16 protein-coding genes are annotated in these 19,581 nt (G+C 63.1%); 11 read left to right on the top strand and 5 right to left on the bottom strand.

Going from position 1 to position 19,581, the window contains the following annotated elements:
• The first annotated feature begins 17 nt into the window (after positions 1-17).
• The 11 genes from ubiE (at position 18) to J3A98_RS26160 (ending at position 12,279) form a co-directional block, all read left to right on the top strand.
• Entirely contained in the window at positions 18-788 is a 771-nt protein-coding gene (ubiE, locus tag J3A98_RS26210; protein ID WP_209969559.1) for a bifunctional demethylmenaquinone methyltransferase/2-methoxy-6-polyprenyl-1,4-benzoquinol methylase UbiE, read from the top strand.
• Positions 788-1,411 (top strand): SCP2 sterol-binding domain-containing protein, encoded by a 624-nt coding sequence (locus tag J3A98_RS26205; RefSeq protein WP_209969556.1) that lies wholly within the window; start codon positions 788-790, stop codon positions 1,409-1,411. Before ubiE ends, J3A98_RS26205 begins: the two co-directional genes overlap by 1 nt.
• Positions 1,408-3,030 (top strand): ubiquinone biosynthesis regulatory protein kinase UbiB, encoded by a 1,623-nt coding sequence (ubiB, locus tag J3A98_RS26200; protein ID WP_103443686.1) that lies wholly within the window; start codon positions 1,408-1,410, stop codon positions 3,028-3,030. The genes J3A98_RS26205 and ubiB overlap by 4 nt, the downstream gene beginning before the upstream one ends.
• A 72-nt stretch (positions 3,031-3,102) precedes the next feature.
• On the top strand, positions 3,103-3,495 hold the full coding sequence (hisI, locus tag J3A98_RS26195; RefSeq protein ID WP_021783739.1) for a phosphoribosyl-AMP cyclohydrolase: 393 nt from the start codon (positions 3,103-3,105) through the stop codon (positions 3,493-3,495).
• Between the two features lies 1 nt (position 3,496).
• The gene (locus J3A98_RS26190; RefSeq protein ID WP_003249283.1) at positions 3,497-3,832 is read left to right on the top strand and encodes a phosphoribosyl-ATP diphosphatase; all 336 of its coding nucleotides are present in this window, start codon (positions 3,497-3,499) and stop codon (positions 3,830-3,832) included.
• An 81-nt stretch (positions 3,833-3,913) separates the two neighbouring features.
• Positions 3,914-4,186, top strand: coding sequence for a twin-arginine translocase TatA/TatE family subunit (locus tag J3A98_RS26185; RefSeq protein WP_209969551.1), 273 nt, complete (start codon positions 3,914-3,916; stop codon positions 4,184-4,186).
• Between the two features lie 3 nt (positions 4,187-4,189).
• Positions 4,190-4,567 (top strand): Sec-independent protein translocase protein TatB, encoded by a 378-nt coding sequence (tatB, locus tag J3A98_RS26180; protein WP_020192064.1) that lies wholly within the window; start codon positions 4,190-4,192, stop codon positions 4,565-4,567.
• Positions 4,564-5,352, top strand: coding sequence for a twin-arginine translocase subunit TatC (gene tatC, locus J3A98_RS26175; protein WP_209969546.1), 789 nt, complete (start codon positions 4,564-4,566; stop codon positions 5,350-5,352). The genes tatB and tatC overlap by 4 nt, the downstream gene beginning before the upstream one ends.
• Positions 5,349-6,056 (top strand): 16S rRNA (uracil(1498)-N(3))-methyltransferase, encoded by a 708-nt coding sequence (locus J3A98_RS26170; RefSeq protein ID WP_209969543.1) that lies wholly within the window; start codon positions 5,349-5,351, stop codon positions 6,054-6,056. The genes tatC and J3A98_RS26170 overlap by 4 nt, the downstream gene beginning before the upstream one ends.
• Before the next feature lie 101 nt (positions 6,057-6,157).
• Positions 6,158-8,074: a methyl-accepting chemotaxis protein gene (locus tag J3A98_RS26165; RefSeq protein WP_176683053.1), complete on the top strand. Its 1,917-nt coding sequence runs from the start codon at positions 6,158-6,160 to the stop codon at positions 8,072-8,074.
• Between the two features lie 2,261 nt (positions 8,075-10,335).
• Positions 10,336-12,279 (top strand): methyl-accepting chemotaxis protein, encoded by a 1,944-nt coding sequence (locus J3A98_RS26160; RefSeq protein WP_209969539.1) that lies wholly within the window; start codon positions 10,336-10,338, stop codon positions 12,277-12,279.
• 109 nt (positions 12,280-12,388) lie between these two features.
• Here J3A98_RS26160 and J3A98_RS26155 read toward each other — a convergent pair whose 3' ends face one another.
• The 5 genes from J3A98_RS26155 to J3A98_RS26135 form a co-directional block, all read right to left on the bottom strand.
• On the bottom strand, positions 12,389-13,123 hold the full coding sequence (locus J3A98_RS26155) for an amino acid ABC transporter ATP-binding protein (protein WP_003249271.1): 735 nt from the start codon (positions 13,121-13,123) through the stop codon (positions 12,389-12,391).
• Complete coding sequence (locus J3A98_RS26150) at positions 13,116-14,078, bottom strand: amino acid ABC transporter permease (RefSeq protein ID WP_209969536.1); 963 nt, start codon at positions 14,076-14,078, stop codon at positions 13,116-13,118. The genes J3A98_RS26155 and J3A98_RS26150 overlap by 8 nt, the downstream gene beginning before the upstream one ends.
• 79 nt (positions 14,079-14,157) lie before the next feature.
• The gene (locus J3A98_RS26145; RefSeq protein WP_033730273.1) at positions 14,158-14,955 is read right to left on the bottom strand and encodes a transporter substrate-binding domain-containing protein; all 798 of its coding nucleotides are present in this window, start codon (positions 14,953-14,955) and stop codon (positions 14,158-14,160) included.
• A gap of 296 nt (positions 14,956-15,251) precedes the next feature.
• The gene (gene mdoH, locus J3A98_RS26140) at positions 15,252-17,825 is read right to left on the bottom strand and encodes a glucans biosynthesis glucosyltransferase MdoH (protein WP_209969533.1); all 2,574 of its coding nucleotides are present in this window, start codon (positions 17,823-17,825) and stop codon (positions 15,252-15,254) included.
• Positions 17,818-19,539, bottom strand: coding sequence for a glucan biosynthesis protein G (locus J3A98_RS26135; RefSeq protein WP_209969498.1), 1,722 nt, complete (start codon positions 19,537-19,539; stop codon positions 17,818-17,820). The genes mdoH and J3A98_RS26135 overlap by 8 nt, the downstream gene beginning before the upstream one ends.
• Positions 19,540-19,581 lie beyond the last annotated feature (42 nt).

Below are 19,581 nucleotides of genomic sequence, written 5' to 3'. Positions count from 1 at the left end.
TTTTCCGGTGAAGCGATATGAACGACCAGCGCAAAGGCGACCACGCCGAACCCACCACCCATTTCGGCTATCAGGACGTACCTGAAAGCCAGAAGGCAAGGAAAGTTGCCGAAGTGTTCCACTCGGTGGCAGCCAAGTACGACCTGATGAACGACGTGCTTTCCGGCGGCATGCACCGCCTGTGGAAGCGCTTTACCATCGAGCTGTCGGGCGTGCGCAGCGGCAACCGCGTGCTGGACATCGCCGGCGGTACCGGTGACCTCGCGGCCAAGTTCTCGCGTCTTGTCGGGCCGACCGGGCAGGTGGTGCTGGCCGACATCAACGATTCGATGCTCAAGGTAGGCCGTGACCGCCTGCTTGACCGCGGCGTGGCCGGCAATATCGAGTTCGTCCAGGCCGATGCTGAAAAGCTGCCGTTCCCGGACAACCACTTCGACTGCGTGACCATCGCTTTCGGCCTGCGCAACGTCACCCACAAGGACGCCGCCATCCGTTCGATGCTGCGCGTGCTCAAGCCCGGTGGCCGCCTGTTGATCCTGGAGTTCTCCAAGCCGACCAACAAGCTGATGTCCAAGGCCTACGACGCCTACTCGTTCGCCTTCATGCCGCTGGCTGGCAAGCTGATCACCAATGACGCCGAGAGCTACCGTTATCTCGCCGAGTCGATCCGCATGCACCCTGACCAGGAAACCCTGAAGAGCATGATGGTCGAGGCCGGTTTCGACCGCGTCACCTACCACAACATGACCAGCGGCATCGTTGCCGTGCACCGGGGAATCAAACCCTGATGTTGCTGGCCGGGCTGCTCGCCAGCGTCGAACATGGCCTGAACCGCATCCTGCGCCTGGACAGCACGGCCCTGCCGCGGCTGGCCGCGCTGGAAGGCAAGGTCATCGAAATCGACTGCCGCCAACCAGCCCTGCAGCTGTTCATCCTGCCCGACGAAGAAGGCCTGATGCTCGCCGCCCACTGGCAGGGTGAGGTCGACTGCAGCCTGCGTGCCCCCGCCGGTAGCCTGGCGCAACTGGCCCTGGCCAAGGACAAGACCGCCGTGCTGCACAGCCCGCAGGTCGAGCTGCACGGCGACAGCGCCGTACTGCTCGACCTGTTTGGTGTGCTGCAGGACCTGGAACTGGACTGGGAGCACGAGCTGCAACGCTGGCTTGGTCCGGTCGCCACGGCAATGCTGGCCGGCCATATCCGCCTGCGCGCTCGCTGGACTCGCCAAGGCCTGGCACGTTTCAGCCAGAGCCTGTCCGAATACCTGGCCGAAGAATCCCGTACCCTGGTCGGCAAGCGCGAGGCCGAAGCCGCCTTCAGCGAGCTCGATGCCTTGAAGCTTGATACAGAACGCCTCGAAGCGCGCCTCAGGCGCCTGTCCCGATCCCTTGATACCAGCGATAACGCATGAAGCTGCTCGCCGTCCGACGTCTTTTTCGCATCCAGCGTGTGGTGATCCGCTACCGCCTCGATGACCTGCTGTTCGACCAACCCTTGCTGCCCTGGTGGCTGGCCAGCCTGCGCCTGTTGATGCCATGGCGCTGGCTGCCACGCAAACCCACCGAGCTCAGCCGCGGCGCGCGCCTGCGCCTGGCGCTGCAGGACCTGGGGCCGATCTTCATCAAGTTCGGCCAGCTGCTTTCCACCCGCCGCGACCTGCTCCCCCCCGACATCGCCGACGAGCTGATGCGGTTGCAGGACCGTGTCCCCCCCTTCGACCCGAAAAAAGCCGTGGCCTTGATCGAGGAACAGCTCGGTGCGAAGGTCGGCGAGGTGTTCAGCCGCTTCGACGTCGAGCCACTGGCCTCGGCCTCGGTGGCCCAGGTGCACGCCGCACGCCTGAAAACCGGCGAAGAGGTGGTGGTCAAGGTGGTGCGTCCGGGCCTGAAACCGGTCATCGCCCAGGACCTGGCCTGGCTGTTCCTGATCGCAAAGGCCGCTGAACGTGCCTCGGCGGATGCCCGTCGCTTGCACCCGGTGGAAATCGTCGGCGACTACGAAAAAACCATCTACGACGAGCTCGACCTGCTGCGCGAGGCTGCCAACGCCAGCCAGCTGCGGCGCAACTTCGAAGGCTCCGAGCTGATGTACGTGCCCCAGGTGTACTGGGACCTGTGCCGCCCCAAGGTGCTGGTGATGGAGCGCATCTACGGCGTACCGGTGACCGACATGACCACCCTGGCCGACCAGCGCACCGACATGAAGCTGCTGGCCGAGCGCGGCGTGGAAGTGTTCTTCACCCAGGTGTTCCGCGACAGCTTCTTCCATGCCGACATGCACCCCGGCAACATCTTCGTCAGCACGGTCAAGCCGTGGAGCCCGCAGTACATTGCCATCGACTGCGGCATCGTCGGCAGCCTCACCGCCGAGGACCAGGACTACCTGGCGCGCAACCTGTTTGCCTTCTTCAAACGTGACTACCGCCGCGTGGCCCAGTTGCACATCGACTCGGGCTGGGTGCCGGCAAACACCAAGGTCAACGAGTTCGAAGCAGCGATTCGCACCGTGTGCGAGCCGATCTTCGAAAAACCGTTAAAAGATATTTCCTTCGGCCAAGTGCTGATGCGCCTGTTCCAGACCGCACGGCGCTTCAACATGGAAGTGCAGCCACAGTTGGTATTGCTGCAGAAAACCCTGCTCAACATCGAAGGCCTGGGCCGTCAGCTGTACCCCGACCTGGACCTGTGGAGCACCGCCAAACCGTACCTCGAACGCTGGATGCGCGACCGCTATAGCCCCAAGGCCGTGTTCGGCAACCTGCACAGCCAGGTCGAGCAACTGCCGCACCTGGCCGGCATGACCCGCGACCTGCTCGAACGCCTGTCGCAGCCTCACCTGCACGATCCACAATTGCCGGAACGGCGCCGCCAGGGCGACCGCTGGGCGCTGCGCCTGCTCGGCGCCGGCCTGCTCGGCGGTGGCGCAGTTTTGGCCGCAGGCGCTGCTGAAACCGCCAGCCTGGCCGCCCCGGCCGCCTGGCCCGCCTGGTTGATGCTGGCTGCGGGCCTTTACCTGATCGTGCGCCAATAGCCAGCCGCGCCTGTGGCTGGCACACTAGCGCAAAGGGCTCGGCACAGGAGCGGGCCCGCTTTGGAGTCGACGATGAAAGACTGGCTGGACGAGATCAAGTGGAACAGCGATGGCCTGGTACCGGCAATCGCTCAGGACCACAAGACCGGACGTGTGCTGATGATGGCCTGGATGAACCGTGAATCGCTGGCCCTGACAGCCGCCGAGCAGCGTGCCATCTACTGGTCGCGTTCGCGTGGCAAGCTGTGGCGTAAAGGCGAGGAATCCGGGCATGTGCAAAAACTGCATGAGCTGCGCCTGGACTGCGACGCCGACGTGATCATCCTGATGGTCGAGCAACTGGGTCATATCGCCTGCCATACCGGTCGTGAAAGCTGCTTCTACCGCGTCTATGAAGACGGCCAGTGGAAAATCGTCGACCCGGTCCTGAAGGACCCGGATGCCATCTACAACGCAGGACACTGACATGAGCGACACCCTCAACCGCCTGGCCGAAGTGCTTGAAGAACGCAAGCAAGCGGCGCCTGACAGCTCCTACGTGGCCAGCCTGTACCACAAGGGCCTGAACAAGATCCTTGAAAAGCTCGGCGAAGAGTCGGTCGAAACGATCATTGCTGCCAAGGATGCCCAGATCAGCAAGGATTACAGCGATGTCATCTACGAAACCGCCGACCTGTGGTTTCATAGCCTGGTGATGCTCAGTGCGCTGGGCCAGCATCCACAAGCCGTGCTGGATGAACTGGAACGCCGCTTCGGCTTGTCCGGGCATGATGAGAAGGCCGCACGCCAGCCATCTGCCTGACGTTTTATTGGGGGCGCCCGCTCCCACAGGCACCGGGTTGCCGGATCGATATGCTGTACACACAATTCTCAGGAGTACGAAATGGGTATCTTTGACTGGAAACACTGGATCGTCCTGCTGGTGGTCGTGGTTCTGGTGTTCGGCACCAAGAAACTGAAGAACTTCGGCAGCGACCTGGGCGAATCGATCAAGGGCTTCCGCAAGGCCATGAACGAGGAAGAGTCCAAGCCGGCCGAGCAGACTCCGCCGCCTGCCCAGCCTGTGCCGCCGGTGCAAAACACCGCGCAGCCGCAACAAGGCCACACAATCGAAGGCCAGGCACAACCGGTCCAAGAGCCGCAGCGGAAAGACTGACCCATGTTCGGCATGAGTTTCAGCGAGCTGCTGCTCGTCGGCCTGGTCGCCCTGCTGGTGCTCGGCCCCGAGCGCCTGCCGGGTGCCGCGCGCACGGCAGGCCTGTGGATCGGCCGGCTCAAGCGCAGCTTCAATAGCATCAAGATGGAAGTGGAGCGAGAAATTGGCGCCGACGACATCCGCCGCCAGCTGCATAACGAGCACATCCTGCAGATGGAAGAGGAAGCCAAGCGCATCCTCAACCCAATGACGCCACCCGCGCAGCCGCCGGTCACCACGGCCAGCGTGCAGCCACCTGCCGGGCTCGAAGCCAGGCCGGTCGAAGCACCTGCTGCCCCGGCCGCACCGTCTGAACCGCCTCAACCGCCGCGAGCCCCATGAGCGAGAATCCGGAACACGACCAGCCGATGCCGCTGGTTTCACACCTGACCGAACTGCGCACCCGCCTACTGCGCTGCGTTGCCGTCATTTTCCTGATCTTTGCCGGGCTGTTCTCCTTCGCCCAGCAGATCTACACACTGGTTTCCGCGCCACTGCGCGAGCACTTGCCGGCCAATGCGACGATGATCGCCACCGATGTGGCCTCGCCGTTCCTCACGCCGTTCAAGCTGACCATGATCGTCTCGCTGTTCCTGGCCATCCCGTTCATCCTCCAGCAGATCTGGGGCTTTATCGCGCCAGGGCTATACCGCCATGAAAAGCGCATCGCCATTCCACTGTTGGTGTCGAGCATCTTCCTGTTCTATGCCGGCATGGCCTTCGCCTATTTCCTGGTATTCCCGCTGATCTTCGGTTTCTTCGCCAGCGCCACGCCAGAAGGCGTTTCGATGATGACCGACATCGCAAGCTACCTCGACTTCGTGATGACGCTGTTCTTCGCCTTTGGCGTGGCCTTCGAAATCCCGGTGGCAGTGGTGCTGCTGGTGTGGATCGGCGTCGTCGACGTGAAGTACCTGAAAAAGGCCCGCCCGTATGTGATCATCGGCTGCTTCGTGGTCGGCATGGTCCTCACCCCACCGGACATTTTCTCCCAGACCCTGCTGGCCGTGCCCATGTGGCTGCTGTTCGAGATCGGTGTGCTGTGCGGCAGCCTGATCCGCAAGCGCAGCGCCCACGACGAAACCGCCGACGACCATAACGACCAGCCACCTGCGACCCAACCGTGAACCTGTTGCTTCTTGAAGAGACCGACTTCGTTTCGGCCAACCGCGTCGTTCTTGCTGATCGGCGCTTCACCCATATGCAGGAAATCCACCGCGTGGCGGTGGGCGACAACCTGCGCGTGGGCCGTATCAATGGCCTGATGGGCAAGGCCACGGTGCTGCGCCTGGAAAAACACGAAGCCGAGCTGGCAGTGACCTTCGACCGGCAGCCACCGGCCAAGCTGCCGCTGACCCTGGTGCTGGCGGTGCCTCGGCCCAAAATGCTGCGACGGCTGTTCCAGACCGTGGCCACACTGGGCGTGCCGCGGTTGATCCTGCTGAACAGCTACAAAGTCGAGAAAAGCTTCTGGCAAACGCCTTTCCTGCAGCCCGACACCATTCGCGAGAACCTGATCCTGGGCCTGGAACAAGCGCGCGACACCGTGCTGCCCGAGGTCATCATCGAAAAGCGCTTCAAGCCTTTTGTCGAAGACCGCCTGCCCACCATCGCCGCCGGCACCCTGGGCCTGGTCGGCCACCCCGGCCCTTACCCAGCCTGTCCGCGCGCCGTAGAACAAGCCGTTACCCTGGCCATCGGCCCCGAGGGAGGCTGGATCCCCTACGAAATCGACCTGCTGGGCAAGGCAGGCCTGGCGCCGGTGCAGCTGGGTGATCGCATCTTGCGGGTGGAGACCGCCGTCACCGCGCTGCTTTCGCGTATTTTCTGACACAAACACCCCTTTTTTGCCCATCAAGTTTCCCTCTCCCGGGCCGATGGCCTTGGCAACAAAACAATTATTTGTGCTGCCAAGCCGCCGGGGAGTCGAACATGTATCAATGGTTAGCCCAATCGCTGGGCAATGTGAGCGTCAATCGCAAACTGGGGCTGGGCTTCGGCCTGGTGCTGCTGTTGACCTTGGCCATTACCCTGGTCGGCTGGCACGGCATGGACAGCATCATCGACCGTGGCGACAAACTGGGAAATATCTCTGTCGTCCAGCAATACACCCAGGAACTGCGCATCGCCCGCCAGCTCTATGATCGCCGCCGCGACGACGCTTCGCTGGCAGAGCTGGAAAAAGCCCTGAGCAACCTCGACCGCCAGGTGCAACTGATGCTTGGCCAGATCGAGCAACCCGCCGACCGCCAGCGCCTCGAACAACAGCGCGAGGCAGTGCGCGTCTACCAGCAGGCATTCAACGAGCTGAAGCAGGCCGACCAACGCCGCGAAGCAAGCCGTGATGTACTGGGTAGCAGCGCCGATAAAGTCGTGGAGTTGATTGGCCGCGTACAGCGCAGCCTGCTGCAGGGTGCAGACATCAATCAGTACCAGCACGCGGTGGACGTCAGCGCCCTGCTGCAACAAGCGCGTTTCCAGGTGCGTGGCTACACCTACAGCGGCAATGCCGACTTCCAGCAAACGGCACTGAAAGCCATCGACCAGGCCTTGGCCGAGCTGCGCGCACTGCCGGCCAAAGTGCCAGCCGAACATGCTGCCAGCCTGGATGATGCCGCCACGGCCATGGGCGGCTACCGCGATGCCGTGACCCAGTTCGGCGACGCCCAGCGTGCCAGTGAGCAAGCGCTGCAAAGCATGGCTGAACAAGGCACGGTACTGCTGCAGGCCAGCCAGACGATGACCACCTCGCAAACCGAGGTGCGTAATGCCGCGGCCGCGCAGGCCAAAACACTGCTCACAGTCGCCACCGTGCTGGCATTGGCCCTTGGCCTGCTGGCTGCCTGGGCCATTACCCGGCAGATCATCATCCCTCTGCGCCAAACCCTGCGCGCCGCAGAACGTGTGGCCAGCGGAGACCTGACCCAGAGCCTGCAAGTACAACGCCGCGACGAACTGGGCCAATTGCAGGCCAGCATGCATCGCATGACCCAGGGCTTGCGTGAGCTGATCGGCGGCATTGGCGACGGCGTCACGCAGATCGCCAGCGCTGCCGAGGAGCTGTCGGCGGTGACAGAACAGACCAGCGCCGGAGTCAACAACCAGAAGGTCGAAACCGACCAGGTAGCGACGGCCATGAACCAGATGACAGCCACCGTGCACGATGTGGCACGCAATGCCGAACAGGCTTCTGAAGCCGCCTTGATGGCCGACCAGCAGGCCCGCGAGGGCGATCGCGTGGTGGGCGAGGCGGTGGCACAGATCGAGCGCCTGGCAAGCGAAGTGGTCAATTCCAGCGAAGCGATGAACCTGCTCAAGACCGAAAGCGACAAGATCGGCAGCGTACTCGACGTGATCAAATCGGTGGCCCAGCAAACCAACCTGTTGGCCCTCAACGCGGCCATCGAAGCGGCACGCGCCGGTGAGGCCGGGCGTGGCTTTGCTGTGGTTGCCGACGAAGTGCGCAGCTTGGCTCAACGCACACAGCAATCGACCGAAGAGATCGAGGAGTTGATTGCCGGCCTGCAAAGCGGCACCCAACGGGTGGCCAGCGTGATGGACAATAGCCGCCAACTGACCGACAGCAGCGTCGAGCTGACCCGCCGCGCCGGCAGCTCGCTGGAAACCATCACCCGCACGGTGTCGTCGATTCAGGCGATGAACCAGCAGATTGCCACGGCGGCCGAGGAACAGACGGCCGTGGCCGAGGAGATCAACCGCAGCGTGATGAATGTGCGGGATATTTCCGACCAGACCTCCGCGGCGAGTGAGGAGACCGCCAGCTCCAGCGTGGAACTGGCGCGGTTGGGGACCCATTTGCAAGGGTTGGTTGGGCGGTTCAGGCTGTGATCTGAACTAGCGGTCACCCGGTCGGGCCTCTTCGCGGGTAAACCCGCTCCTGCACACATGTGCACAGGCCGTCGTAGGAGCGGGTTCACCCGCGAATGGGCCGGCCCTGCTGGCCAATCTCCACCCGCCGTTCACCGTTGCCGGCACCACCGTATTCGCGGGTAAACCCGCTCCTACACACATGCACAGGCCGTCGTAGGAGCGGGTTCACCCGCGAATGGGCCGGCCCTGCTGGCCAATCTCCACCCGCCGTTCACCGTTGCCGCCGCCACCGTATTCGCGGGTAAACCCGCTCCTACACACATGCACAGGCCGTCGTAGGAGCGGGTTCACCCGCGAATGGGCCAGGCCTGCTGGCCAATCTCCACCCGCCGTTCACCGTTGCCGGCACCACCGTATTCGCGGGTAAACCCGCTCCTACACACATGCACAGGCCGTCGTAGGAGCGGGTTCACCCGCGAATGGGCCAGGCCTGCTGGCCAATCTCCACCCGCCGTTCACCGTTGCCGGCACCACCGTATTCGCGGGTAAACCCGCTCCTACACACATGCACAGGCCGTCGTAGGAGCGGGTTCACCCGCGAATGGGCCGGCCCTGCTGGCCAATCTCCACCCGCCGTTCACCGTTGCCGCCGCCACCGTATTCGCGGGTAAACCCGCTCCTACACACATGCACAGACCGTCGTAGGAGCGGGTTTACCCGCGAATGGGCCGGCCCTGCTGGCCAATCTCCACCCGCCGTTCACCGTTGCCGCCACCACCGTATTCGCGGGTAAACCCGCTCCTACACACATGCACAGACCGTCGTAGGAGCGGGTTCACCCGCGAATGGGCCGGCCCTGCTGGCCAATCTCCACCCGCCGTTCACCGTTGCCGCCACCACCGTATTCGCGGGTAAACCCGCTCCTACACACATGCACAGGCCGTCGTAGGAGCGGGTTCACCCGCGAATGGGCCGGCCCTGCTGGCCAATCTCCACCCGCCGTTCGCCGTTGCCGCCACCACCGTATTCGCGGGTAAACCCGCTCCTACACACATGCACAGACCGTCGTAGGAGCGGGTTTACCCGCGAATGGGCCAGGCCTGCTGGCCAATCTCCACCCGCCGTTCACCGCTGCCGGCACCACCGTATTCGCGGGTAAACCCGCTCCTACACACATGCACAGACCGTCGTAGGAGCGGGTTTACCCGCGAATGGGCCGGCCCTGCTGGCCAATCTCCACCCGCCGTTCACCGTTGCCGCCACCACCGTATTCGCGGGTAAACCCGCTCCTACACACATGCACAGACCGTCGTAGGAGCGGGTTCACCCGCGAATGGGCCGGCCCTGCTGGCCAATCTCCACCCGCCGTTCACCGCTGCCGCCACCACCGTATTCGCGGGTAAACCCGCTCCTACACACATGCACAGGCCGTCGCAGGAGCGGGTTCACCCGCGAATGGGCCGGCCCTGCGGGCCAATCTCCACCCGCCGTTCACCGTTGCCGGCACCACCGTATTCGCGGGTAAACCCGCTCCTACACACATGCACAGACCGTCGTAGGAGCGGGTTCACCCGCGAATGGGCCGGCCCTGCTGGCCAATCTCCACCCGCCGTTCACCGTTGCCGGCACCACCGTATTCGCGGGTAAACCCGCTCCTACACACATGCACAGGCCGTCGTAGGAGCGGGTTCACCCGCGAATGGGCCAGGCCTGCTGGCCAATCTCCACCCGCCGTTCACCGTTGCCGCCACCACCGTATTCGCGGGTAAACCCGCTCCTACACACATGCACAGACCGTCGTAGGAGCGGGTTCACCCGCGAATGGGCCGGCCCTGCTGGCCAATCTCCACCCGCCGTTCGCCGTTGCCGGCACCACCGTATTCGCGGGTAAACCCGCTCCTACACACATGTACAGGCCGTCGTAGGAGCGGGTTCACCCGCGAATGGGCCGGCCCTGCTGGCCAATCTCCACCCGCCGTTCACCGTTGCCGCCGCCACCGTATTCGCGGGTAAACCCGCTCCTACACACATGCACAGACCGTCGTAGGAGCGGGTTTACCCGCGAATGGGCCGGCCCTGCTGGCCAATCTCCACCCGCCGTTCACCGTTGCCGGCACCACCGTATTCGCGGGCAAACCCGCTCCTATGTATCCTACTGTTCGCGGCGAAATTTCCTACTTGATTATCAGGTCAAGTCCTACAGCTCCGCTGCCGATGGGCAGAGATGTGATGCCAGCCATGCGCCTGCATCCTTTCTCTCACTCGCTCGGAGATTCCCCATGCTTGGCTCCCTCAACCGCAAGCTCGGCAACATCAGTGTCGCCGCCAAGCTGGCCCTCGGCTTCGCCGTGGTCCTGCTGCTCACCCTGGCCACCACCATCAGCGGCTGGCGTGCCCTGGATGGTGCCATCGTGCGCTCACAGCAACTCAGCGAAATAGGCCTGATCAACGACCTGACAAAAGACCTGCGCGCGGAACGCATCACCTACCGCGTGCTCAACGACGATGCCAGCAGAGCGCGCATCAGCAACATCCTCGACCAGCTCAACAGCATGCTGACCACCCTGCAGCAACGCAGCAACGTCGATGAGTCACGGCAGTTGCTGACAGAAAAAATGGCATTGTTGCAGAGCCTGCGCGACAACTTCAGCGAACTGCAGCGCAGCGTCGCCAGCCGTGTAGCCCTGCGCGAAGCCCTGCAGTCGCAGGAGCATGCACTCAGCGAGGCGATTGACGAACTGCAGACCCAGGCCTTGCTGAAAATGCCTGACGACAGTCAGCAAAGTGGCGTGCTGGGCCTTATGGACACCCTCAGCCGGCATGTCGAAGGTGCCAATCAGCAAAGCCTGGTTCCAGCCTACACCTTCGTCCCGGTCGAGGATTTTGCCAAAGTCGGTGATAGCGCCCTGGACGCTGCCGACAGTAGCCTTGCGCAACTGCTTGAAGGCCTTGCGCCGCTGAGCTTGCCACGTGCCATCAGTGAGCAACCCGGTGCCGAGCTGAGCAAGTACCGCGCCAGCCTGGATCAGTACCGCCGCGCCGCCGTTCGTGTCGAGCAGTTGCAGAACAGCATGGAAAACATGGGCAACGAGCTGCGAACGGTGAGCCTCGAACTGGGCAAACGCAAGGTCGAACAACGCGACAGAGAGGCCCTGGCCGCCCGGTCGCTGCTGACCAGTGTGGCACTGCTGGCAATGGTGGTAGGGGCGCTGGCCGCCTGGCTGATCACCTTGCAGATCACCCAGCCGCTGCGCCAGACGCTGGCTGTGGCCGCCCGCATCGCCAAGGGTGACCTGAGCCAGGTTGATACCGTGCAACGCCGCGACGAAATGGGCCAGCTGCAAACCAGTATGCGCGAGATGACCTTGAGCCTGCGCGAGCTGATCGGTGGCATCGATCAGGGTGTCGGTCAGCTGTCACAGGCCGCCACGCAGTTGGCGGCCAGTAGCGAAGACACCAAGCTGCGCATCAATCAGCAGCGCGAGGAAACCGACCAGGTGGCCACTGCCATGAACCAGATGAGTGCCACCGTGCAGGAAGTGGCACAGAACGCCGAACAAGCCTCGCTGGCCGCGACCAACGCAGACCAGCAGGCACAGGTGGGTGACCAGGTAGTAGCCGAAGCCATCGGCCGTATCGAACAACTGGCCGGGCAGATGGACCATTGCCTGGCGGCCATGCAGCACCTGGCAGGCGAGAGCCAGCGGATTGGCAGCATCCTCGATGTGATCAAGTCGGTGTCCGAACAGACCAACCTACTGGCGCTGAACGCGGCGATCGAAGCGGCACGGGCCGGTGAAGCCGGGCGTGGCTTTGCCGTGGTGGCCGATGAGGTACGCGGCTTGGCTCAGCGCACGTCGACGGCGACCGAGGAGATCGGCCAACTGATAGACAGTCTGCACAACGGTACCGACGAAGTGACCCGTTTGCTGGACAGCAGCAAGAGCCTGACCGAACAGAGCGTGGATCTGAGCCGTAGAGCCGGGCACGCGCTGAGCCAGATCACCGACACGGTGTCGAGCATTCAGGGCATGAACCAGCAGATCGCCACCGCCAGTGAAGAGCAGAGCGTGGTGGCCGAGCAGATCAATCGAAGCGTGATCAATGTGCGGGATGTCTCGGATCAGACCAGTGCCGCCAGTGAGCAGACAGCAGCCTCGAGTGGAGAGCTGGAGCATCTGGGGCAGCAATTGCGGGGGATGGTGGGGCGGTTCAGCATCTGACATCACGTCACCCTCTTCGCGGGCAAGCCCGCTCCCACAGGTACAGCACCCCCTTCAAGGCAGTGATGGACATGCAGGGGCGGGCTTGCCCGTGAAGAAACCGGCGCGGTTACAGCACCTGACGCAGGAATGCCTGCGCACGCGGGTCTTTCGGCGCAGCGAAGAACGCGGCCGGTGCCGAGTCTTCCAGCAGTTTGCCGTGGTCGAAGAACAGCACGCGGTCGGCCACTTCACGGGCAAAGCCCATTTCGTGGGTGACGCAAACCATGGTCATGCCTTCCTGGGCCAGGGTCTTCATCACGTCCAGCACCTCACCGACCATTTCCGGGTCGAGCGCCGAGGTCGGCTCGTCGAACAGCATCACTTTCGGGTCCATCGCCAGGGCCCGGGCAATCGCTACCCGCTGCTGCTGACCGCCAGAAAGCCGGGACGGGAATTCGTTGGCCTTCTGCGCAATACCGACCTTTTCCAGCAGCGCCCGGGCCTTGGCCTCGCGGTCAGCCTTGTTGCGCTTGCGCACCACCTTCTGCGCCAGGCACAGGTTTTCCAGCACGGTCATGTGCGGAAACAGGTTGAAGTGCTGGAACACCATGCCGACTTCGCGGCGGTAGGCATTGATGTCGGTCTTGGGGTCGGCCAGTTGCAGGCCATCGATGGCCACATGGCCTTGGTCGAAATGCTCCAGGCCGTTGAGGCAGCGCAGGAATGTCGACTTGCCCGACCCCGACGGGCCGAGCACCACCACCACTTCGCCCTTGGCGACCTGAGTGGTGACGTTATCCACAGCCCTTACCACCTGGCCACGGGTGTCGAAGACTTTCAGCAGGTCACGGACTTCAATCACTTTGCGCAAGCCTCCGTTCGAGCCGGCTGGCAATGTGCGACAGCGGCAGGTTGATCAGCAGGTACAGGCCTGCCACGCAGAACCAGATCTCGAAGGTAGAGAACGAGGTGGTGATGGCCTCACGGCCACTCTTGGTCAGTTCGGTGATGGCGATCACCGACACCAGCGAGGTGTCCTTGACCAGGCTGATGAACTGGCCGGCCAGGGGCGGCAGCACGCGCTTGAACGCCTGCGGCAAGATCACATGGCGCATCGACTGGCCAGCGTTCAGGCCCAGCGACCGGGCAGCCTCGTTCTGGCCCTTGGCGATCGACTGCACGCCAGCGCGGACGATTTCGGCCACGTAAGCACCGGTGAACAATGCCAGTGCCGCCACCCCGGCAAACTCGCGGGACAGGTTGAGCACGGTGCCGATGAAGAAGTAGAAGATGAAGATCTGTACCAGCAGCGGCGTGCCGCGCACCAGTTCGACATACACGGTCGACAGGTCGCGCAGGGTCGGGTTGTTGGACAACCGGCACAATCCGGCGAACAGGCCGATCACCAGGCCCAGCGCCCCGGACACCACCGAGATCCACAAGGTGGTCCACAGGCCCCACGCAAGCGGGCCAGCGGCCCAGTGGCGGGTTACGCCAATCTGGTCGCCTTCGGCAACATCGTCGCCGCGGCTCAGTTGCAGGCTGTCCTTGGCCACATCGAGCACTTGCTCGGCACCACTTTCGTCCTTCAGCGTGACGCGGGCGTTGTCACCGGAGATGACGATTTCCTGCACAGTGCCGTAACCGGCAGCGCGTTGTGCGTCCTCGGCCTTGTAGGCGAAGTACTGCGGTACGCGGTTCCAGCGCCACTCGTAGGAAATCATCGAGGTGGCCATGTAAAGGCTGAGCGCCAGGCCCACCAGGACCAGGGCGGTCAACCCATGCCAGGGCCACTGGGCTTTCTTGTGTTTGATCACGTGGGGTACTTCCGTAAATGCGAACGCGCAGGGTTTGCCTGCGCGTCGGGGTCATAAAGCCGGGCTTGTGGCCTGGGCCTTATTCCATTTCCTTCAGCCAGTCCTTGTTCTTGAACCACTTGTCGTGAATACGATCGTAGGTCCCGTCGTGCTTGATCTGGTGCAGGAAGTTGTTGATGAAGTTGATGCTGTCGTAGTCGCCCTTCTTCAGGCCGAAGGCCAGCGGCTCGTAGGTGAAGGGCTCGTCGAGGAACAGCAGCTTGCCGGCGCCGGCTTTATCTACCGCCACCACGTTGTACGGTGCGTCATAGACAAAGGCGTCAGCCTTGCCGTTGACCACGTCCATGACCGCTTCCTGTTCGTTGTCGTAGCCGTGGTACTTGGCTTTGCTGATCAGCTTCCTGGCGACCATTTCACCTGTGGTGCCCAACTTGGAAGTGAGGCGGTACTTCTCGTTGTTCAGGTCTTTGTACGACTTGATCTCGCCAGCCAGTTCCTTGCGGATCAGCAGGGTCTGACCAACCACGATGAAGGGTTCGCTGAAGTTCAGACGCAGGTTGCGCTCCTGGGTCAGGGTCATGCCGCTGCCGATCATGTCGAACTTGTCGGTCAGCAGGGCCGGGATGATGCCGTCATAGGCGGTGGACACAGCCTCGAACTTGACGCCCATGGACTTGGCCATGGCCTTGAGGATATCGACTTCGAAGCCGATGATTTCGCCACGTTTGTTGGTCATCTGGAACGGCATGTAAGTCGGGTCCATGCCCACCCGCAGGGTGCCGCGCTTGACCGCGTCATCGATGGCGCCCGCCTGGGCCGCAGTCACGGCGACCAGGGCGGTCACACCGACCAGCAGTCGCGAAAGGTATTTCTTGATCATCACCAAGTCCCCTAGCAATAAAAGTAGCGAATCTTATTGTGTTGGCACGGCCGTGCTGGCCGAAGCGTCGTATCGGAGAGGGATGCTAACGCATGGCGGCCCGAGGACCTAGAGCCGCGGGGGGACTTTGTTGGCCAAAATGGGGGGCTAGGGCAAAAAGCTTCGCGGGTGAACCCGCTCCTACAAGGGAATGTGTATCCCTGGTAGGAGCGGGTTCACCCGCGAAGAGGCCCTGTCAGGTACCCTGTAGGATCAGGTCCATCGGGGCGTCGATCCGCCGCGAACAGGCCCGATCAGGCGCCGACGAGGCTCGGTTGGCCTGCGTTTTCCGGATGCAACGGCAACAGCGGCGAATGCGGGTCATTGTTGATCGACGCACGCCACACATCGATCCATGCCGCATTGTGCTCGGCCCATACCTGCTCGTGCAGGCGGCTCAATGCCACCGGGTCGCTGAGCAAGGCCAGGCGCGTATTGAGGTCCAGGCCTTTCGGCCCGGCTTCAATCGCCTTGGCAACGCGCTCGGCACGCAACGCTTCGATCGGTGCCGCCTGGCCATGGCGAGCAGTGGCCATGGCGCAGGCCAGGGCATTCTGCCGCGGGTCGACCACGGCCCGCACGAAGCCATCATGCAAGGCATGCCAGCGGTTTTCGTGGGTGTACTGGTCGGTCGCCAGCAGCTCTTGTGGGGTGGCGTATTCCTCGGGGATGAGGAACAGCTTCTCGTCCTTGGCCGCCAGACCCAGGCGGGTGCGGCTGGAAATCACCGATACCGGGATCGACAGCACCAGCGAACCGACGATAGGCGCCAGCCACCACAGGAAGCTCGGGTTCAACCACGCCACCAGTGCGGCCCAGGCAATGCCCAGCAGCGTCTGCGGGCCATGCCGGCGCACGGCTTCGCCCCACGGCGTGGAGTCGTCGTCGCGCTGCGGCGAGTTCCAGGTCGCAGCCCAGCCGAGGAACGCGGCCAGCACGAAGCGGGTGTGGAAGATCATGCGTACCGGTGCCAGCAACATGGAGAACAGCATCTCCATCAGCATCGACAAGGTAACCTTGACTCGCCCACCAAACTCGACGGCGCCCTTGGCCCAGATCAGGATGACGCTAAGCAGCTTGGGCAGGAACAACAGCACGATGGTGGTGGAGAACAGCGCTACGGCCTTCTCCGGGTGCCATTGCGGCCACAGCGGGTAAAGCTGGTACGGCTCGATGAAATACTGCGGCTCCATCAGCGTGTTGGTCGCCAACAGCGCGGTCGACAGCACCAGGAACAGGAACCACAGCGGCGCCGACAGGTAAGACATCACCCCGGTGAGGAACACCGCACGGTGAACCGGGTGCATGCCTTTGACCAGGAACAGGCGGAAGTTCATCAGGTTGCCGTGACACCAGCGGCGGTCGCGCTTGAGCTCGTCGAGCAGGTTTGGCGGCAGTTCTTCGTAGCTGCCCGGCAAGTCGTAGGCAATCCACACGCCCCAGCCGGCACGGCGCATCAGCGCAGCTTCGACGAAGTCGTGGGAAAGGATGGCACCGGCGAATGCGCCCTTGCCCGGCAACGGCGCCAGGGCGCAGTGCTCGATGAACGGCTTCATGCGGATGATCGCATTGTGGCCCCAGTAGTGCGACTCACCCAACTGCCAGAAGTGCAGCCCGGCAGTGAACAGTGGGCCGTACACGCGGGTAGCGAACTGCTGCATACGTGCATACAGGGTGTCCATGCCCGAGGCTTTCGGCCCGGTCTGGATGATGCCGGCGTCCGGGTTGGCCTCCATCAGGCGCACCAGGCTGCTCAGGCACTCGCCGCTCATGACACTGTCGGCGTCGAGTACAACCATATACTTGTACTCGCCACCCCAGCGACGGCAGAAGTCGTCGAGGTTGCCGCTCTTGCGCTTCACCCGGCGCCGACGGCGGCGGTAGAAGATGCGACCAAAGCCTTTGGTTTCGCGGCACACATCCAGCCAGGCCTGTTGCTCGGCCACGGCAATGTCAGTGTCGTTGGTGTCGCTGAGCACAAAGAAGTCGAAACGGTCGAGGTTGCCGCTGGCGGCCACCGACTCGAACGTTGCGCGCAGGCCGGCGAACACCCGCGGCACGTCTTCGTTGCAGATCGGCATCACCAGCGCGGTGCGCGCCTCGGGCGCGATCGGCTCGTTGCCTGCACTGCTGCCCGAAATCTTGTATTTGTCGCGCCCGGTGAGCAGCTCGAGGAAGCCCATCAGCGCGGTCCAGAAGCCCGCCGACACCCAGCAGAACAGGATGCCGAAGAGGATCAGGATGGAAGTCTGCAGGGCATACGGCCACACCTGCACCACCGTGTCCCACAGCGACTGGCTGAGGATTTCGTCGAGGTCGACGAACGACCAGCCCTGATACGGCAGGATGCCTTTCATGTACCAGCCGGCGACGATAGTCTGGCCGATCATCAGTGCCAGCAGGATGTAACGGCGGATCGAGCCGACCGTGCGCCAGCGGGCCGGTGGCAGTTCGCGTTTGGGCGGCTGCGGGGCGTTGGTGCGGCCGGTCATGCGCCGCCACATGCGGATCAACACATTGGTGCGCCACGGCTCGGGCACAACCTTGGTGCGCTTGATCGGCGGGGCGATCTTCAGGCACAGGCGGCCGCTGCCATCGACGCCGAGCATTTCGGCGTCTTCAAGTTCGGCGGCGCTGCCCACGGTCAGGCGCGGGCCCACCGAGGCCTGCACGGCCTCGGCAGAGCTGGCGGCCGGTTTGGCCGCCAAGCGTTGGTGCAGCTCACTGAACGAAGTGCAGCTGGCAAGTTCAGCCCGCTGCTCGTCGGTCAGAGGTAGGTGGGCCAGGTACTCGCCAAGCGACTCCGGCCTTGCGCTTGAGTTACTCATCGGCAGGCAACTGATAGCTCCAGGTCTCGGTCAACACCTTCTCGGTGGTGGCCGGTGCCCCGTTGGTGGACGCCGCATCGGCGGCAGGTTGTTCGGCCTTGACGGCTTTCTCGGCCTTGGCATGCTTGGCTGCGGCCTTGTCCTGCTTGGCGTTCTGGGCAGGCTTGGCGGGCTCGACCGGTACATCACGCACCAGCGCGGCACGCATTTCGGTCAATTTGTTGGCTTCCTTGACCTTCAAGCGCAGGGTCAGGCGCCAGCCCTTGGTCTCAGGGTTATAGCGCAGATTGTTCTCGACCACCTCGGCATTGTCGCCCACGCTGATCTGGCTGCGCACGGCGGTGTCTTCCGGCAGGGCGGCCAGGGCCGGGCCGGCGAAGTCGACCAGGAACGCCACACTGCCGTCTGGCTGGCGGATCAGGTTGGACTGCTTGACGTCACCGGTGGAACGCAGGGTCTGCTTGACCCAGCCCAGATCAGGGGCCTGGAACTTCGGCTCGTCAATGGTCCAGTGCATACGGTAGGCGTACTCGAACGGTTTACCTGGCTCCGGCAGTTTCTCCGGGCTCCAGAAGGCCACGATGTTGTCGTTGGTCTCGTCGGCGGTCGGGATTTCGACCAGGTCCACGCTACCCTTGCCCCAGTCACCCTTCGGCTCGATCCAGGCGCTTGGGCGCTTCTGGTAGTTGTCGTCGAGATCTTCGTAGTCGCTGAACGCGCGCTGACGCTGCATCAGGCCGAAACCACGCGGGTTCTCGACGCTGAAGTTGCTCACGGCCAGGTGTTTCGGGTTGTTCAGCGGGCGCCACAGCCACTCGCCATTGCCGGCGTGAATCGACAGGCCTTCGGAATCGTGCAGTGCCGGGCGGTAGTTGAGCACCTTGGACGGCTGATTGGGGCCGAACAGGTACATGCTGGTCAGCGGCGCAATGCCCAAGCGGCTGACATGCTCACGCAGGAACACGCGGGACTGCACGTCGACCACGGTATCGTTGCCCGGACGCAGGATCAGCTTGTAGGCGCCGGTGGAGCGCGGCGAATCCAGCAGCGCGTAGATCACCAGGTGCTTGTCGGCTGGCTTGGGTTTTTCAACCCAGAACTCGGTGAAGCGCGGGAACTCTTCGCCCGATGGCAGTGCGGTGTCGATGGCCAGGCCACGGGCAGACAGGCCGTACACATGGCCCTTGCCGACTACGCGGAAATAGCTGGCGCCAAGCAGGGTCATGATCTCGTCCTGCTTGTCGGCCTTGTTGATCGGGTACAGCACGCGGAAACCGGCGTAACCGAGGTTTTTGGTGGTTTCCGGGTCGTGCGGCACGTCACCGAACTCGAAGCGGTCCGGGTCGTACTTGATTTCCCGGACCTTGGTGGCGGTGACCTCGTTGATTTTCACCGGGGTGTCAAAGTGCATGCCCTGATGATAGAACGACAGCTTGAACGGGGTCTTGTCCTTGGCCCACTCGGCCTTTTCCTGCAGGAAACGGATTTTCTGGTAGTCCGCAAACTTCATGTCGCGGAATACGGCCGGCAGGTTGCTTTTGGGTGCGTCGTACTTCTGGCCGGCCAGATCCTTTGCCTTGGCTGCAACATCGTCAAGATTGAATGCCCACAGCTGGCCCGCGCTCATCAGGCCAACCATAGCCACACTGGCCATCAGCGCCTTGCGCAGCCGAACGCCGGGGATTCTTGATGCTTTTTGGGGACTAACAATCACGAGCAACCCTCGCCGAAAACAGATCATGAAACCAACGGCCAG

Source organism: Pseudomonas sp. BP6, assembly GCF_017875935.1.
Lineage (GTDB): Bacteria > Pseudomonadota > Gammaproteobacteria > Pseudomonadales > Pseudomonadaceae > Aquipseudomonas > Aquipseudomonas putida_Y.
The sequence above is the reverse complement of the archived record's forward strand: the minus strand, read 5'-3'. Positions and strand labels throughout refer to the sequence as shown.

Coding starts and splice junctions, on each gene's coding strand:
- ubiE (WP_209969559.1), top strand. CDS start 18: ATGAACGACCAGCGCAAAGGCGACCACGCCGAACCCACCACCCATTTC.
- J3A98_RS26205 (WP_209969556.1), top strand. CDS start 788: ATGTTGCTGGCCGGGCTGCTCGCCAGCGTCGAACATGGCCTGAACCGC.
- ubiB (WP_103443686.1), top strand. CDS start 1,408: ATGAAGCTGCTCGCCGTCCGACGTCTTTTTCGCATCCAGCGTGTGGTG.
- hisI (WP_021783739.1), top strand. CDS start 3,103: ATGAAAGACTGGCTGGACGAGATCAAGTGGAACAGCGATGGCCTGGTA.
- J3A98_RS26190 (WP_003249283.1), top strand. CDS start 3,497: ATGAGCGACACCCTCAACCGCCTGGCCGAAGTGCTTGAAGAACGCAAG.
- J3A98_RS26185 (WP_209969551.1), top strand. CDS start 3,914: ATGGGTATCTTTGACTGGAAACACTGGATCGTCCTGCTGGTGGTCGTG.
- tatB (WP_020192064.1), top strand. CDS start 4,190: ATGTTCGGCATGAGTTTCAGCGAGCTGCTGCTCGTCGGCCTGGTCGCC.
- tatC (WP_209969546.1), top strand. CDS start 4,564: ATGAGCGAGAATCCGGAACACGACCAGCCGATGCCGCTGGTTTCACAC.
- J3A98_RS26165 (WP_176683053.1), top strand. CDS start 6,158: ATGTATCAATGGTTAGCCCAATCGCTGGGCAATGTGAGCGTCAATCGC.
- J3A98_RS26160 (WP_209969539.1), top strand. CDS start 10,336: ATGCTTGGCTCCCTCAACCGCAAGCTCGGCAACATCAGTGTCGCCGCC.
- mdoH (WP_209969533.1), bottom strand. CDS start 17,825: ATGAGTAACTCAAGCGCAAGGCCGGAGTCGCTTGGCGAGTACCTGGCC.